The 13321-nt window shown below is 67.7% G+C and carries 14 protein-coding genes; 9 read left to right on the top strand and 5 right to left on the bottom strand.

Annotation, left to right across the window (positions count from 1 at the left end; genetic code table 11):
* Window positions 1–22: 22 nt before the first annotated feature.
* Window positions 23–820 carry a c-type cytochrome gene (locus XaplCFBP3123_RS05560; protein ID WP_172453083.1) on the bottom strand — a complete coding sequence of 266 codons (798 nt, stop codon included), beginning with the start codon at window positions 818–820 and terminating at the stop codon, window positions 23–25.
* A 144-nt stretch (window positions 821–964) separates the two neighbouring features.
* Here XaplCFBP3123_RS05560 and yihA point away from each other — a divergent pair, with 144 nt between their 5' ends.
* Window positions 965–1588: a ribosome biogenesis GTP-binding protein YihA/YsxC gene (gene yihA, locus XaplCFBP3123_RS05555; RefSeq protein ID WP_104533089.1), complete on the top strand. Its 624-nt coding sequence runs from the start codon at window positions 965–967 to the stop codon at window positions 1586–1588.
* Window positions 1589–1659: 71 nt separating this feature from the next.
* Here the strand turns inward: yihA and XaplCFBP3123_RS05550 are convergent, their stop codons facing one another.
* A complete protein-coding gene (locus XaplCFBP3123_RS05550; RefSeq protein ID WP_104533295.1) occupies window positions 1660–2637 on the bottom strand; it encodes an MBL fold metallo-hydrolase in 978 nt (325 codons plus the stop codon).
* Window positions 2638–2741: 104 nt separating this feature from the next.
* Complete coding sequence (locus tag XaplCFBP3123_RS05545; RefSeq protein ID WP_104533088.1) at window positions 2742–3578, bottom strand: helix-turn-helix transcriptional regulator; 837 nt, start codon at window positions 3576–3578, stop codon at window positions 2742–2744.
* A 319-nt stretch (window positions 3579–3897) separates the two neighbouring features.
* Here XaplCFBP3123_RS05545 and XaplCFBP3123_RS05535 point away from each other — a divergent pair, with 319 nt between their 5' ends.
* The gene (locus XaplCFBP3123_RS05535) at window positions 3898–5262 is read left to right on the top strand and encodes a glutamate--cysteine ligase (RefSeq protein ID WP_104533087.1); all 1365 of its coding nucleotides are present in this window, start codon (window positions 3898–3900) and stop codon (window positions 5260–5262) included.
* A 130-nt stretch (window positions 5263–5392) separates the two neighbouring features.
* Here the strand turns inward: XaplCFBP3123_RS05535 and XaplCFBP3123_RS05530 are convergent, their stop codons facing one another.
* Both XaplCFBP3123_RS05530 and XaplCFBP3123_RS05525 read right to left on the bottom strand, forming a co-directional pair.
* Window positions 5393–6916 carry an ATP-binding protein gene (locus XaplCFBP3123_RS05530; RefSeq protein ID WP_104533086.1) on the bottom strand — a complete coding sequence of 508 codons (1524 nt, stop codon included), beginning with the start codon at window positions 6914–6916 and terminating at the stop codon, window positions 5393–5395.
* The gene (locus tag XaplCFBP3123_RS05525; protein ID WP_104533085.1) at window positions 6913–7632 is read right to left on the bottom strand and encodes a response regulator; all 720 of its coding nucleotides are present in this window, start codon (window positions 7630–7632) and stop codon (window positions 6913–6915) included. Before XaplCFBP3123_RS05525 ends, XaplCFBP3123_RS05530 begins: the two co-directional genes overlap by 4 nt.
* Before the next feature lie 137 nt (window positions 7633–7769).
* Between XaplCFBP3123_RS05525 and XaplCFBP3123_RS05520 the strand changes: the two genes are divergently transcribed.
* The 7 genes from XaplCFBP3123_RS05520 (at window position 7770) to fghA (ending at window position 13171) form a co-directional block, all read left to right on the top strand.
* Complete coding sequence (locus XaplCFBP3123_RS05520) at window positions 7770–8870, top strand: glycosyltransferase (RefSeq protein WP_104533084.1); 1101 nt, start codon at window positions 7770–7772, stop codon at window positions 8868–8870.
* A gap of 460 nt (window positions 8871–9330) precedes the next feature.
* Complete coding sequence (locus XaplCFBP3123_RS05515; RefSeq protein WP_104533083.1) at window positions 9331–9666, top strand: hypothetical protein; 336 nt, start codon at window positions 9331–9333, stop codon at window positions 9664–9666.
* A gap of 54 nt (window positions 9667–9720) precedes the next feature.
* Window positions 9721–9924, top strand: coding sequence for a hypothetical protein (locus XaplCFBP3123_RS05510; RefSeq protein ID WP_104533082.1), 204 nt, complete (start codon window positions 9721–9723; stop codon window positions 9922–9924).
* 265 nt (window positions 9925–10189) lie between these two features.
* Window positions 10190–10465, top strand: coding sequence for a formaldehyde-responsive transcriptional repressor FrmR (gene frmR, locus XaplCFBP3123_RS05505; protein WP_016902624.1), 276 nt, complete (start codon window positions 10190–10192; stop codon window positions 10463–10465).
* 63 nt (window positions 10466–10528) lie between these two features.
* Window positions 10529–11638 (top strand): S-(hydroxymethyl)glutathione dehydrogenase/class III alcohol dehydrogenase, encoded by a 1110-nt coding sequence (locus XaplCFBP3123_RS05500; RefSeq protein ID WP_104533081.1) that lies wholly within the window; start codon window positions 10529–10531, stop codon window positions 11636–11638.
* A gap of 68 nt (window positions 11639–11706) precedes the next feature.
* Window positions 11707–12282 carry an S-(hydroxymethyl)glutathione synthase gene (gene gfa, locus XaplCFBP3123_RS05495; protein ID WP_104533294.1) on the top strand — a complete coding sequence of 192 codons (576 nt, stop codon included), beginning with the start codon at window positions 11707–11709 and terminating at the stop codon, window positions 12280–12282.
* A 58-nt stretch (window positions 12283–12340) separates the two neighbouring features.
* On the top strand, window positions 12341–13171 hold the full coding sequence (fghA, locus tag XaplCFBP3123_RS05490; RefSeq protein WP_104533080.1) for an S-formylglutathione hydrolase: 831 nt from the start codon (window positions 12341–12343) through the stop codon (window positions 13169–13171).
* The last annotated feature ends 150 nt before the right edge of the window (window positions 13172–13321 follow it).

Raw genomic sequence — 13321 nt, 5'->3', positions numbered from 1 at the left:
TGTGGCGGTTGCGGCGGTCAGCTCATGAGCGTGCGTGCGTTGCTGCGGGCGGTTGCGCGGCGGCGGCATCGTCGGCGCGGTCGTGCAGACCCTGCAGATAGCTGGCCAGCGCCTGGATCTCCTGCTCGGTCAGCGGGTGCGCCACCTGCGCCATGATATTGAACAGCGCCGGGTTGCGCTCCTGGGTGGTGCCGGCCTGGTATTCCTTCAGGCGCCGCGCAACGTACTCGGCATGCTGGCCGCCCAGGCGCGGATACGCCGGGCCCGGATTGCCGCTGCCGGACGGACCATGGCAGGCCATGCAGGCCGGCACGCCGCGCGCGATGTCGCCGCTGCGGTAGAGCTTTTCGCCGACTTCGTAGAACTTCAGGCCCTGGTACGGCCCCTCGTTGACCACCGCATCGTCGGCCACCCCGGCAGCGGCTTTTTGCGTGGCGAAGTAGGCGCCCAGGTCGCGCATGTCCTGCGCGGTGAGGTCCTTGACGAACGGCACCATCACCGCCGACATGCCGGTATTGCGCTCGCCGCTGGCGATCAGGGCGACCTGGTGCGCCACGTAGCGCTCGGTCTGGCCGGCGATGCGCGGGTACATGGCCACCGCCGGGTTGCCGTCCGGGCCATGGCAGGCCGCGCAGGCCGCGGCCTTGGTCTGGCCGGCCTTGGCATCGCCCCAGGTGGTCTTGGACAGGTCCACCTCCAGCGGGGCGATGCGCACCGGCGGCGGATCGGGGATCGGCGTGACCGCCGATTGCGCAAACGCCACGGCGGCGATGACCGGCACGGCGAGGGCGGCGAGGACAAGCACACGAGCATGGCGCATCAGCTAAAGCTCCGTATGGACCCGGCCCGCGCGCGTTGGGTGCTGGCTGTGGCAGGCGTGCTTCGATTATCGACACGCCTTTGCGCCAGGGTCAACGAACAGTGCAGCAAAACCGTCAGGCCCCGAACGTGCGATCCTAGGGAGATGTCGCTCCTTATCGAACAAGCCCGCTACCACCTGTCCGCCCATAACGCCCGGCAATTGCCCGACGATGGCGGCTACGAGGTCGCCTTCGCCGGCCGCTCCAACGCCGGAAAATCCAGCGCGCTCAACGCGCTGACCCGCCAGAACGCACTGGCCCGCGTGTCCAAGACTCCCGGCCGCACCCAGCAGCTGGTGTTCTTCCAGATCCAGCCCGAACGCTATCTGGTGGATCTGCCCGGTTACGGCTACGCCAAGGTGCCGCAGGACCTGCAGGCGCACTGGCAGGCCTTCATCGACCGTTATTTCCGCACCCGCGAGGCCCTGCGCGGGCTGGTGGTGGTGATGGACATCCGCCATCCGCTCAAGGATTACGATCTGCAGATGCTCGGCTATGCGGCCGAGCGCGGCCTGCCCGCGCATGGCTTGCTGACCAAGGCCGACAAGCTCGGCCGTGGCCAGCAGATGCAGACCCTGCAGAAGGTCAAGAAGGAAGTGACCTCGCGCTTCGGCGACAGCGTGACCGTGCAGACCTACTCGGGCGAGTCGCGCCAGGGCGTGGACGAACTGCGCGGCATCGTCGGCGGCTGGCTGGGCCTGGACGGCGCGCCGCCTGCCGCGGAGTGAGCCGGTGCGGGCCTGGCGCATGACGCCTGGCCCTTCAGACCGTCAGGACGGCGAGCCGGGGCTCGCCGTTTTTATTGCGGCACCGCGCCGAATTCGGTCGGTACCCAGGCGAACGCCTTGCCCTCGCGGCGCACATGACCCAGCCCCGGGAACGGCAGATGCGCGCCGGCCACCCACCAGCGGCCGTCGGCGGCCTGCGCCAGCAGGCGACGGCGTGAGGCGATCGCCTTGGTGCGATCGCTGTCGGCCTCGAACGAGGCGTCCGGCTGGGCAAACTGCACGGCGTGGTAGTGCAGCACGTCGCCCCATACCAGCACCGTGTTGCCGGTGCCGCCGTCGAAGCGATACGAGACGTGGCCGGGCGTGTGGCCCTGGCTGTCCAGCGCGGTGATGCCGGCCGGTAATGCGCTCCTGCCCGGCTGGAAGCGGCGCAGCCGACCCTGGGCCTGATACGGCGCGACGGCCGCGCGTGCCAGCGGGAGGGCGAACTGCAGCATCGGCGCGGCACCGGCCTCCGAAGCGGGATCCAGCCAGTACGCGGCATCGGCCTCGGACAGCCACACCGTGGCGTTGGGAAAGGCCGGCGTGCCCTGCGCATCAAGCAGCCCGCACAGGTGGTCCGGATGCGCGTGGGTGAGCAGCACATCGTCGACCTGGCCGGGGTCGTAACCGGCGGCGCGCAGGTTGCTCAGCACCTGACCGAGGCCGGGCCCCAGGCACTGCGCGGCGCCGGTATCGACCAGGCTGAGGTGGCTGCCGTCCTGGATCAGATAGGCGTTGACTGCCGTCTGCAGCCCCTTGCCGTCTTCGGGCACGTAGCCCTGCGCGAGCAGGCGGTCGCGTTCTGCCGGGGCCACGTTGGACAGCTGTTGACGCGTCAACGCCACGCTGCCGTCGAACAAGGCGGTGACGCGCAGCGTGCCGATGCGCTGCAGGTAGAAGCCGGGGACCTGTGCGTGCGTGGATGCGGGCGCAGCGGCGTGTGCCAGCGTGGCGCTTGCGGCGAGCAACAGCGGCGCAAGCGAACGCAGGGCGGAAAAAACAGACATGAGCAACTCCAGGACAGGCGGCAACCGCCGCGGTGTCGCCATGCTGGCCGCGGCGACCTGCGCGATTCGCTCATTGCGCTGCGCGAAGCGCTCGCGTCGGCGATCTAGCGGCTATTGCCGATGCTGGCCGGATCCAGCCCGTAGCGCTGCTGGAAGCGCTGACTGAAGCTGCGGGTAGAGCGATAGCCGGCACGCGCGGCCACGGTCTTGAGCGGCCAGCGCGTGCTGTAGAGCAAGGCCATGGCGTGTGCCAGCCGCGCGTCGGTGATCAGTTCGCGCAGCGAGCGGTGTTCGGCAGCCAGATGCCGGCGCAAGGTGGCGCCGCTGATACCCAGGCTGTCTTCGATGTCGCGCGAGCGCCACGCCCGCTGCGGTTGCGTGGTGATCAGCGTACGCACCTGCTCGGCAACGCTTGGCGCCGGCGGCAGCAGCAGGCCGCCGTGGCCGCGGCGGCAGAGGGTGACGACCAGTGCGGCCAGCGCCAGGCGTGCTTCGGTATACAGGCCGTGCTGCAGCGCATCGCGCCATTGCCACAGCGTCAGCGCGAAATCGATCACCGGCAGCCGCGCGATGTCGGCGCCGGCCTCGGGCAGCGGCTCGTTCCACAACACGCGCGCAGCAGCCAGCGCCTCTTCGCAGAGGGGAACCACCACGCTCAGGTAGAGCCCGGTCTGCGGGTCGGGCGTGTTGATTACATCGATCCGGCAACGGCGCGTCACCAGGAACAGGTCGCCTGGCACGAACTGCAGCGATTGGGTCGCGCTGCGCACCTGCTTGCGGCCCTGCAGCACAATCGCGAACTGCGCCTGGGTCAGATCCACCGAGCGTGCTCCGTGTTCGCGCCGCGCACTCACGCAGGCAAACCCCTCGGCGCGATCGCAATGCATCAGACTGGCCATCTGCGCGAGCAGGGCGTCGGTGGGTGTGGGGGCAACGGTCATGGCCGGGCGATGCTACAGGATCGCGGCTGCGCGGCTGGGGTGATCGAAAGGCGCGCATCGCCGCCGGTGGGAATTTGCGGGTATCCAGTTTCGGCGTGGACGGTTGCGGTCTGCCGTGCCCTCCGTCACGCCCGACATCGGGCGCCAGGGTTGCGCCAGCGCTTGCTGGCTGCGTCGGCCACGCCGTGCGCATGGATGGAAATCTCAGGCCCGGCCGATGGCGGCAATTCTTTCCATGCCCTGCGGTTATAGTGCGGGCCTTGCGGTGGCAGGGGAGGATCCCCACATCGTTCCCCTAAATTTTCCTGCGAGCCTGCCCTTGTCGAGTCCCAGCCACGTTGCCGAAACGCCGATCACCGAACGCGCGGAGCTGGTCCAGGTGCTGGCCTCCGGCGAGAAGCCCAGCGCTGACTGGCGGATCGGCACCGAGCACGAAAAGTTCGGCTTCCAGCTCGACGACCTGCGTGCGCCCACGTTCGAAGGCGAGCGCGGCATCCAGGCGCTGCTGACCGGGTTGACCCGCTTCGGCTGGGAGCCGGTGCAGGAAAACGGCCACACCATCGCGCTGCTGCGCGACGGCGCCTCGGTGACGCTGGAGCCGGCCGGCCAGCTGGAACTGTCCGGCGCGGCGGTGGAAACCCTGCACCACACCTGCGTGGAAACCGGCACCCATCTGGACGAAGTGGCCCAGGTCGCCGGCGAGTTGCAGTTGGGGTTCCTGGGCATGGGCTTCCAGCCCAAGTGGCGCCGCGATCAAATGCCGTGGATGCCCAAGGGCCGCTACCAGATCATGAAGAACTACATGCCCAAGGTCGGCTCGCTCGGCCTGGACATGATGACGCGCACCTGCACGGTGCAGGTCAATCTGGATTACGCCACCGAAGCGGACATGGTGAAGAAGTTCCGCGTGTCGCTGGCGTTGCAGCCGATCGCCACCGCGTTGTTCGCCGATTCGCCGTTCACCGAAGGCAAGCCGAACGGCTACCTGAGCTACCGCTCGCATATCTGGACCGACACCGACGCCGACCGCACCGGCATGCTGGATTTCGTGTTCGCAGACGGCTTCGGCTACGAGCGCTACGTCGATTACCTGCTCGATGTGCCGATGTATTTTTCGTACCGCGACGGCGTCTATGTCGATGCCAGCGGGCAGAGCTTCCGCGATTTCATGCAAGGCAGGTTGCCGGCACTGCCGGGCGCGCTGCCGACGCTGCGCGACTGGTCGGATCACATGACCACCGCGTTCCCGGAAGTGCGCCTGAAGAAGTATCTGGAAATGCGCGGCGCCGATGCCGGCCCGTGGGACCGCCTGTGTGCGCTGTCGGCGTTCTGGGTCGGGCTGCTGTACGACGACACCGCGCTGGATGCGGCCTGGGATCTGGTCAAGGATTTCAGCACCGCCGAGCGCCACGCGCTGCGCGACGGTGTGCCCCGGCACGCACTCGGCCTGCCGTTCCGTAACGGCACGGTGCGCGACCTGGCGGTGGAAGCGGTCAGGATCGCCCGCGAGGGCCTGCGTCGGCGTGCGCGCCTGAATGCCGACGGTCAGGACGAAACCGGCTTTGTGGACGTGATCGCCGAGATCGCCGAGAGCGGCGTGACGGCCGCCGAGCGCAAGCTGGCGCTGTATCACGGCGCATGGAACGGCGACATCGATCGCGTGTTCCGCGAGTTTGCTTACTGAGCGCTCGCTGCTTGCCGCCGTCGTAGCGCGTCGCCGGGCTGGCGCGCGGGTTGTTGTCTGCAGGCGTGGCCTCGGGCGCGCGACGGCATTACCGACCTCGCGTGCGAGCGCGCGCGCTCCAGCCCTAGTCCTAGCGCCGCTCCGGCATGCACGGCAGGCGCACCGTCACCCGCAGGCCGCCACCTGCCGCACGGTTGTCCAGGCGCAGGTCGCCGCCATGCGCCAGCACGATGCTGTGCGCCACCGACAAGCCGAGCCCGATGCCGCCGGTGTCGCGATTGCGCGAGGACTCGCCACGCACGAACGGCAGCAGCAACTGTTCGCGCTGGGTCGGGTCGATGCCGGGGCCGTCGTCGTCGATCCACAGCACGCCGTCTTCGCCATCGCGCTGCAGCTGCAGGCGCGCACGCTTGCCGTATTTCAGCGCGTTCTCCAGCAGGTTCATCACCGCGCGCCGCAAGGCCAGCGGGTCGCCATCCAGGGTGATGGCCGGGCCGGGCAGCAGTTCGGCATCGGCGCCGATGTCGGTGGCGTTGTCGACCACGCTTTCCACCAGCAGGCGCAGATCCAGCGGCGCGCGTTTGCCACGGTGGCGATCGTTCTGGATGAAATCCAGCGCGGCGGAAATCATCGCCTTCATCTCGTCGATGTCGGCCAGCGCCTTGTCGCGCAAGGGCGGCTGCAGGCCGTCCAGGCGGAACGACAGGCGCGCCAGCGGCGTGCGCAGGTCGTGCGCGATCGCCGCCACCATGTGGGTGCGTTCGTTGATCAGGCGGTTCAGGCGCGCCTGCATCGCATTGAACGAATCGGCCGCGCGCACGATCTCCGGCGGGCCGCTGCGTTGCAAGGCGGCGGCATCCGGGTTGCGGCCCAGCCGGTCGGCGGCCTCGGCAAAGCGCTTGATCGGCGCCGACAGCGCACGCGAGAACCACCACGCCAGCGGCACGTTGGCCAGCAGGCCGGCCAGGAACAGCAGCACCACGTGGGTCTTGAACTCGGCCGACAGCCGCCGCGGTGGCGATTCGACCGTGCGCCAGCGGCCATCGGGTTGCTGCAGCGCGGCGGTGAAGCCGTCCAGCAAGGGCACGCCCGGGGTCAGACGCTCGCTTTCCCAGGCACCGGGAGGAGCGTCCGGACGCAGCCCGTTGCCGAACGGCGGGGCGCCCGGGGGGCGATCGCGCGGCCAGTCGCCTGGCGCCGGCGGCGCGCGCTGCAAGGCGTCGCGGCGATTGCCCGCTGGGCTGGCATCGCCGTCATCGGCCCCGGATGCCTGCGGTTGGCCGGGCATGCGCGGCGGTGGAGACATGCCGATCCGCGGGCCCTGCCGATCGTCGGCGCTGCGGTAGAAGCGCACGCGCTGCTCGGGGACATCCAGCCAGTGGGCCAGCAGCATTTCGGCAAACCCATCGCGCACCTGGCCTGCCGGCGGCAGCGGGGCCCGGGCCGATTCGCGCACCGTCAAGGTCTGGGTGCCGGCCGGCATGCGCGTGGACAGCAGCGCGACCACCTCCGGCGGATGCACCGGAGGCTCGTAGACCGGGGTGCGCATCACCAGCAGGGCGATGCCGATGACCTGGGCGGTGAGCAGCGCCACCGCCAGCAATACGAAGGTACGGGCAAAGATCGACAGCCCGCGACGTGCCGGTTTGCTCACAGACGCGAAACGCCCGGCAGCAGCATGTAGCCCTCGTTACGCACGGTGCGGATCAACTCGGTATGCACGCGCTCGTTGATCTTGCGGCGCAGGCGGCTGATCTGGCTGTCGATGGCGCGGTCGTAGACATCGGTGTCGCGGCCGCGGGCGTAGTCCAGCAACTGGTCGCGGCTCAGCACCCGCTGCGGATGCTCGACGAAGGTGCGCAGCAGCGCGAATTCACCGTCGGACAGGTTGATGAAGATGCCGGTTGGGTCGCGAAGATCGCGGCGGACCACGTCCAGCCGCCAGCCGGCGAACTCGTAGACGTTGCCGCGGTGGTCGGCCTGCTCGCTGCTGGCCTGGCTGCGGCGCAGCAGGGCGCGTACCCGCGCCAGCAATTCGCGCGGATTGCAGGGTTTGGCCAGGTAATCGTCGGCGCCCACTTCCAGGCCGATGATGCGGTCGGTGTCGTTGCCCAGCGCACTGAGCATGATGACCGCAGGTGAACCGCGCTCGCTGGCCAGCGCCCGCGCCGCGCTCAGGCCGTCTTCTCCAGGCATCATCACGTCGAGTACGATGAGGTCCGGGCGGCGCTGCGCGATGCTCTTGCGCATCTCCGCCACGTTTTCGGCAACGTCCACCTGGTAGCCGTGGGCGTTGAGGAACTCGCCGATCAGCTTGCGCAGGTCCGGGTCGTCGTCGACCACAAGAACGCAGGGTTGTTGCATGTCCATGGAGATCATCGTCGGTGGCGCGGAGCTTGGCCCGCGCAGGGTGGTGGCTACCGGATACATGGTGCTCGCAGTTGCAGGGCTGGAGCACGCATCATAATGATTGAATTTGTCAACCTTTGGCACACGTGTGACGCAACATGACAGAACGGGACATCGCGCAGGAAACCGGGCCATCGACACTGTGCCGCTGCAATGGCGAGTGTACGCATGACAAGGCGTTTCCGATGATGCGGGTGATCAGCCGCGACAACGGCGTGGGCCTGACCCGGGACATGGAGCTGATGGCGCAGACGCTGCGTGCCGGTGGCATACCGGTCCAGGGAGTGGGCTTCACCAGTCAGCGGCTGCACGACACCGCGCGCGAAGCCCGTCTGTGGGCCAGTCGCGCACTGTTCGGGCGGGTGCCGGTGCAGATCTTTTCCGAGCGCGTGTATGCGCGCTGCCTGCCGCTGGGTCAGACCAACCTGCTGGTGCCCAATCCGGAGTGGTTGCTGCCCAAGTGGCTGCCGCGGCTGCCGCAGTTCGACGCAGTGCTGTGCAAGACCCATCACGCGGAGCGGATTTTTCGCGGCCTGGGCTGCACCACGCGGTTCATCGGCTTCACCAGCCCGGATCGCTACGACGCGCAGGTCGCCCGTCAACGTGCGTTCTTCCATCTGGCCGGGCGCAGTACCGCCAAGGGCACCCGCGTGCTGCTGGAGACCTGGCAACGGCATCCGGAGTGGCCGCTGCTGACGGTGGTGCAGAACCCGCGTACGGCCGGCAAGCCGGTGGTGGCGCCCAACATCGACCACCGCGTGCGCTATCTCGACGACGCCGAGCTGCGGCGGCTGCAGAACGCGCATCTGTTCCATCTGTGTCCATCCGAGGCCGAGGGCTTCGGGCATTACCTGATGGAAGCGCTGAGCGTGGGTGCGGTGACCTTGGCCACCGACGGTGAGCCGATGAACGAACTGGTCAGGCCCGAGCATGGCGTGCTGATTCCGGTGGCCGAGGTGCGCCAGCGGCGTCTGGCGTCGTACTACTACGTGGACGCCACGGGCATTGCGCAAGCGGTGGAAACCGCGCTGGCATTGCCGCAGGCGCAGCTGGATCAGCTGTCGGCCAACGCGCGGGCGTTCTACCAGGCCAACGATGCCGCATTCGCCGCGCGCTTTCGCAATGCGGTGCTGGCGTCGTTACCCGCACATGCGGCGGACCTCACCGCAAGCGTGGCCCCGGCGGTCGTCGAGAACTGATGCGTTAGCCAGGCTTTAACGCGTTCCCACGGTCAACGCGGGTTGCATGCAGCACACGGTGCTTGTGTGGTTCGGGGTCTTGCACGCAGCGTGACGGCGCACGCCAGCGATCGGCGCGCAGCGGCAAATGCACGACATATTGCGGTGCAACGCTCTCCCTGACCAGGCGGGTACAGCCCGCCATTGCCATGTGCGTGCGGTACGCGCATGCGCCATCCAGCCAGGGAGATCGACGATGGTCCAGACACGCTCCACAGCCGTTGCCATCAGTGCACTGCTAGCAGTACTCGGCCTGGGCGGCTGCGCCAGTTTCTGCGGCGCGCCTTCCGGCGGGCCACCGCCGCCGCCTGCGCCACCACAGGCGCAGCGTGGTCCGCCACCGCCACCGCCACCGCCACCGAGTGCGAGTGCGAGTGCGAGCGATCTGGCCGCGATGCAGGCGTGTGCTCAGGAGCAGGGAATGGCATCGCCCTGGCCGGCTGCGGCCACGCCGCATCACGATGCGCCCGCGCAGCGCGTGGATCGCCGTGCGTTTGACCGCTGTCTGGCCAACAAAGGCGTGACGTGGCCAACGCCGATGCCCGACGGCCCGGCGCCCGATGGCCTGCACGGGCCTGGCGAACCACATGGTCCGCCACCCCATGATCCCGACTTCGACGCCGCGTTGCAGGCCTGTGCCACTGCGCAAGGCATCGCATTGCCCGCGCCTGACGCGCCGCCTCTCGGCCCGCCACCGCCGGCACTGTCGCAATGCCTGGAGGCCGAAGGCTTCGGGCCGCCGCCCCGGCATGGCTGATCTTGCTGATCACGCCGACCGCCGTTTCCAGCTCGCGGCGATGCTGCAGCTGGGGTGACCTGCGCACAAGCGGCGGAAGAGGCGATCGGCCAGCACATCGAGATGACCTTCGTTGCCGAAGACCGCCTGACCGGCGTGCCGCAGCGCGAGATCGAACAGGCGTATTACACCGGCTACGTGCCGGGCCCGGACGGGGTGCGCTGCACCATCGAACTCCCGGTGTCGGAGAGCATGCGTCTGGACAGCGGCGACAGCTGAAGGTGCGTGCTGCGCTTGCACACGCCCGCCTACGGCGTGCTGCAGTGTGATGACAGCGGCGGCCGGCGCGCCGAATCCGCAGCACCTCAGTACACCGCGTCGACGACCTGCACACGCCTGGATGGACGTTCAGCGCCATGGCTGACGCGGATGTTGTTGCAGCTGGGCACGGATCCAGGCGGCCGCCGCCTGCGGCCTTCCTCATGGGCATGGCTTTTTCCGCGCGAATCCATATACTGCCCCCCAGTATCTGGCCGGAGCCGTCATGCCGCATTCGCCGCAGGAGAAAAAGCGGGCGCTAGCGCGCGTGCGACGCCTGCGCGGGCAGTGCGACGCGCTTGAGCGCGCGCTGGAGGCGGGCGCAGACTGTGCGCCTGTGCTGCAGCAGATCGCCGCGATCCGGGGTGCCGTCAATGGGCTGATGTCGCAGGTGCTCGAAGCGCATATCCGCGAAGACTTCGGCCACGCCGCCGCTTCCGACGCGCAGCGCGCCGAGCGGGTGCAGGAATTGCTCGGGCTGGTCCGGTCCTATCTCAAATGAACTCCCACCGGGCCGGCGCATGCCGTGCCCGTCCTTGAACCTCATCGTCAGGAGCGCCATCACATGAAATCCCGTGCAGCAGTTGCATTCGGACCCGGCAAGCCGCTGGAAATCGTCGAGATCGACGTCGCACCGCCACAGGCTGGCGAAGTGCTGGTCCGCATCACCCACACCGGCGTGTGCCACACCGACGCGTTCACGCTGTCTGGCGACGATCCGGAAGGCATCTTCCCGTCCGTGCTGGGCCACGAGGGCGGCGGCATTGTCGAGCAGGTCGGCGAGGGCGTGACCAGCGTCAAGGTCGGCGATCACGTGATCCCGCTGTACACCGCCGAATGCCGCAAGTGCAAATTCTGCCTGTCGGGCAAGACCAACCTCTGCCAGGCGGTGCGCGCCACCCAGGGCAAGGGCCTGATGCCGGACGGCACCACGCGCTTCTCCTACAACGGCGAGCCGATCTACCACTACATGGGCTGCTCGACGTTCAGCGAATACACCGTGGTGCCGGAGATTTCGCTGGCCGTGGTGAACCCGGATGCGCCGCTGGAAAAGGTCTGCCTGCTCGGTTGCGGCGTCACCACCGGCATCGGCGCGGTGCACAACACCGCCAAGGTCAAGCCGGGCGAAAGCGTGGCGGTGTTCGGCCTGGGCGGTATCGGTCTGGCGGTGATCCAGGGCGCGGTGCAGGCCAAGGCCGGGCGCATACTGGCCATCGACACCAACCCGGGCAAGTTCGATCTGGCGCGCAGCATGGGCGCCACCGACTGCATCAACCCCAAGGACTACGACAAGCCGATCCAGGAGGTCATCGTCGAGTTGACCGATGGCGGCGTGGACTTCAGCTTCGAGTGCATCGGCAACGTCAACGTGATGCGGTCGGCGCTGGAGTGTTGCCACAAGGGCTGGGGCGAGAGCGTCATCATCGGCGTGGCCGGTGCCGGCCAGGAAATCAGCACCCGTCCGTTCCAGCTGGTGACCGGCCGCGTGTGGCGCGGCTCGGCCTTCGGTGGTGTCAAGGGACGTACCCAGTTGCCGGGCATGGTGGAGCAGTCGATGAAGGGCGAGATCGATCTCGATCCGTTCATCACCCACACCATGCCGCTGGAAGAGATCAACGAGGCCTTCCACCTGATGCACGAAGGCAAGTCGATCCGTACCGTGATTCATTTCTGACCGTACGGCCAGGATCGGCGCGCGGCCGCTTCCGCGCACGTGGTACCCGATACTCCAGGAGGGGCATGATGACCAGCGTCTCGATTCATCCTTCGGTAGACAGTGGTATAGCGCGTGGAGGTGCAGAGAGTTTTCAGGGCGGAACCCTTGAATGCCACTGCGCCAGCGACAAGGTGACCGTGGACGTGGCTGCGCAGACCGCGCACAACCACGCCTGCGGCTGCAGTAAATGCTGGAAACCGGAAGGCGCGACATTTTCGGTGATTGCAGTGGCGCCGCGCGACAAGGTCACGGTGACCGCGCATGCGGAGAAGCTCAAGATCGTCGACGAAAGCGCGGCGATCCAGCGGCATGCGTGCACCGGCTGCGGTGTGCATATGTTCGGTCGTATCGAAGACAAGGAACACGCGTTTTACGGTCTGGACTTCATCCATACCGAGTTGTCGCAGCAGCCGGGCTGGTCGCCGCCGGGCTTTGCGGCGTTCGTGTCCTCCATCATCGAAACCGGCACGCCGCCGGCTGACATGGACGGAGTGCGCGCGCGTCTCAACGCGCTCGGCCTGACCCCGTACGACTGCCTGTCGCCGGGATTGATGGATGCACTGGCCGCCAATGTGGCACGCAAGAAGGGCGTGCTGCACTGATCGCCCAACCCCGCGGCCGGCGCTTGTGCCGGCCGCAGGTTTTTATCGAAGGAATCTCATGGAACGTATCGAACACCATGCCTGCTTCGGCGGCTGGCAAGACGTCTACCGGCACCAGTCGCAGAGCCTGGATTGCAGCATGCAGGTCGGCGTCTATCTGCCGCCGCAGGCCGCCGATGGTCCGCTGCCGGTGCTGTATTGGCTGAGCGGGCTGACCTGCACCGAACAGAACTTCATCGGCAAGGCCGGCGCGCAGCGGTACGCGGCCGAGCATGGCGTCATCCTCGTTGTGCCCGACACCAGCCCGCGTGGCGACGATGTGGCCGACGCGGACGGCTACGACATCGGCAAGGGCGCCGGTTTCTACGTCGATGCCACGCAGCAGCCGTGGGCCGCGCATTACCGCATGTACGACTATGTGGTGAACGAATTGCCGGCGTTGATCGAAGCGAATTTCGCCACCACCGGTGCGCGCGCGATCAGCGGCCACTCGATGGGCGGGCATGGCGCCTTGACCATCGCGTTGAAGAATCCTGGCCGCTACCGCAGCGTGTCGGCATTCTCGCCGATCGTCGCGCCCAGCCAGGTGCCGTGGGGCGAGAAGGCCTTTGGCCAGTATCTGGGGCCGGACCGCGCAGCGTGGCAAGCGTACGACGCCACTGCATTGATCGCACAGGCGCAGGAGCGCCTGCCGCTATTGATCGATCAGGGCGATGGCGACGAATTTCTCGAAAACCAGCTGAAAACAGCGCTGTTTGAACAGGCTGCCAAGACCGCCGGTTATCCGGTCACGGTGCGGCTGCAGCCTGGTTACGACCATAGCTATTACTTCATCGCCAGCTTTATCGGCGAGCATATCGCGCACCATGCTGCGGCGTTGCGTGGTTGATCGGTTGATCGGTTGGTCGAGTGCGCAGTAGGTGCGTGGCTTGGGATGGTGCATGGTGGTGCGTGTTGCGTTACGTTGCATTGCCGCGCTGCGTGGGCCGTGGCATGAGTAAAGCATCGAATTGACTCCCTTCTCCCCTCGGGAGAAGGT

The organism is Xanthomonas arboricola pv. populi (assembly GCF_002939945.1).
Lineage (GTDB): Bacteria > Pseudomonadota > Gammaproteobacteria > Xanthomonadales > Xanthomonadaceae > Xanthomonas > Xanthomonas arboricola_A.
The sequence above is the reverse complement of the archived record's forward strand: the minus strand, read 5'-3'. Positions and strand labels throughout refer to the sequence as shown.

Bases quoted from the DNA above. Each gene is read 5' to 3' on its own strand.
- XaplCFBP3123_RS05560 (WP_172453083.1), bottom strand. From the start codon at position 820: ATGCGCCATGCTCGTGTGCTTGTCCTCGCCGCCCTCGCCGTGCCGGTC.
- yihA (WP_104533089.1), top strand. From the start codon at position 965: ATGTCGCTCCTTATCGAACAAGCCCGCTACCACCTGTCCGCCCATAAC.
- XaplCFBP3123_RS05550 (WP_104533295.1), bottom strand. From the start codon at position 2,637: ATGTCTGTTTTTTCCGCCCTGCGTTCGCTTGCGCCGCTGTTGCTCGCC.
- XaplCFBP3123_RS05545 (WP_104533088.1), bottom strand. From the start codon at position 3,578: ATGACCGTTGCCCCCACACCCACCGACGCCCTGCTCGCGCAGATGGCC.
- XaplCFBP3123_RS05525 (WP_104533085.1), bottom strand. From the start codon at position 7,632: ATGGACATGCAACAACCCTGCGTTCTTGTGGTCGACGACGACCCGGAC.
- XaplCFBP3123_RS05520 (WP_104533084.1), top strand. From the start codon at position 7,770: ATGACAGAACGGGACATCGCGCAGGAAACCGGGCCATCGACACTGTGC.
- XaplCFBP3123_RS05515 (WP_104533083.1), top strand. From the start codon at position 9,331: ATGGCATCGCCCTGGCCGGCTGCGGCCACGCCGCATCACGATGCGCCC.
- frmR (WP_016902624.1), top strand. From the start codon at position 10,190: ATGCCGCATTCGCCGCAGGAGAAAAAGCGGGCGCTAGCGCGCGTGCGA.
- XaplCFBP3123_RS05500 (WP_104533081.1), top strand. From the start codon at position 10,529: ATGAAATCCCGTGCAGCAGTTGCATTCGGACCCGGCAAGCCGCTGGAA.
- gfa (WP_104533294.1), top strand. From the start codon at position 11,707: ATGACCAGCGTCTCGATTCATCCTTCGGTAGACAGTGGTATAGCGCGT.
- fghA (WP_104533080.1), top strand. From the start codon at position 12,341: ATGGAACGTATCGAACACCATGCCTGCTTCGGCGGCTGGCAAGACGTC.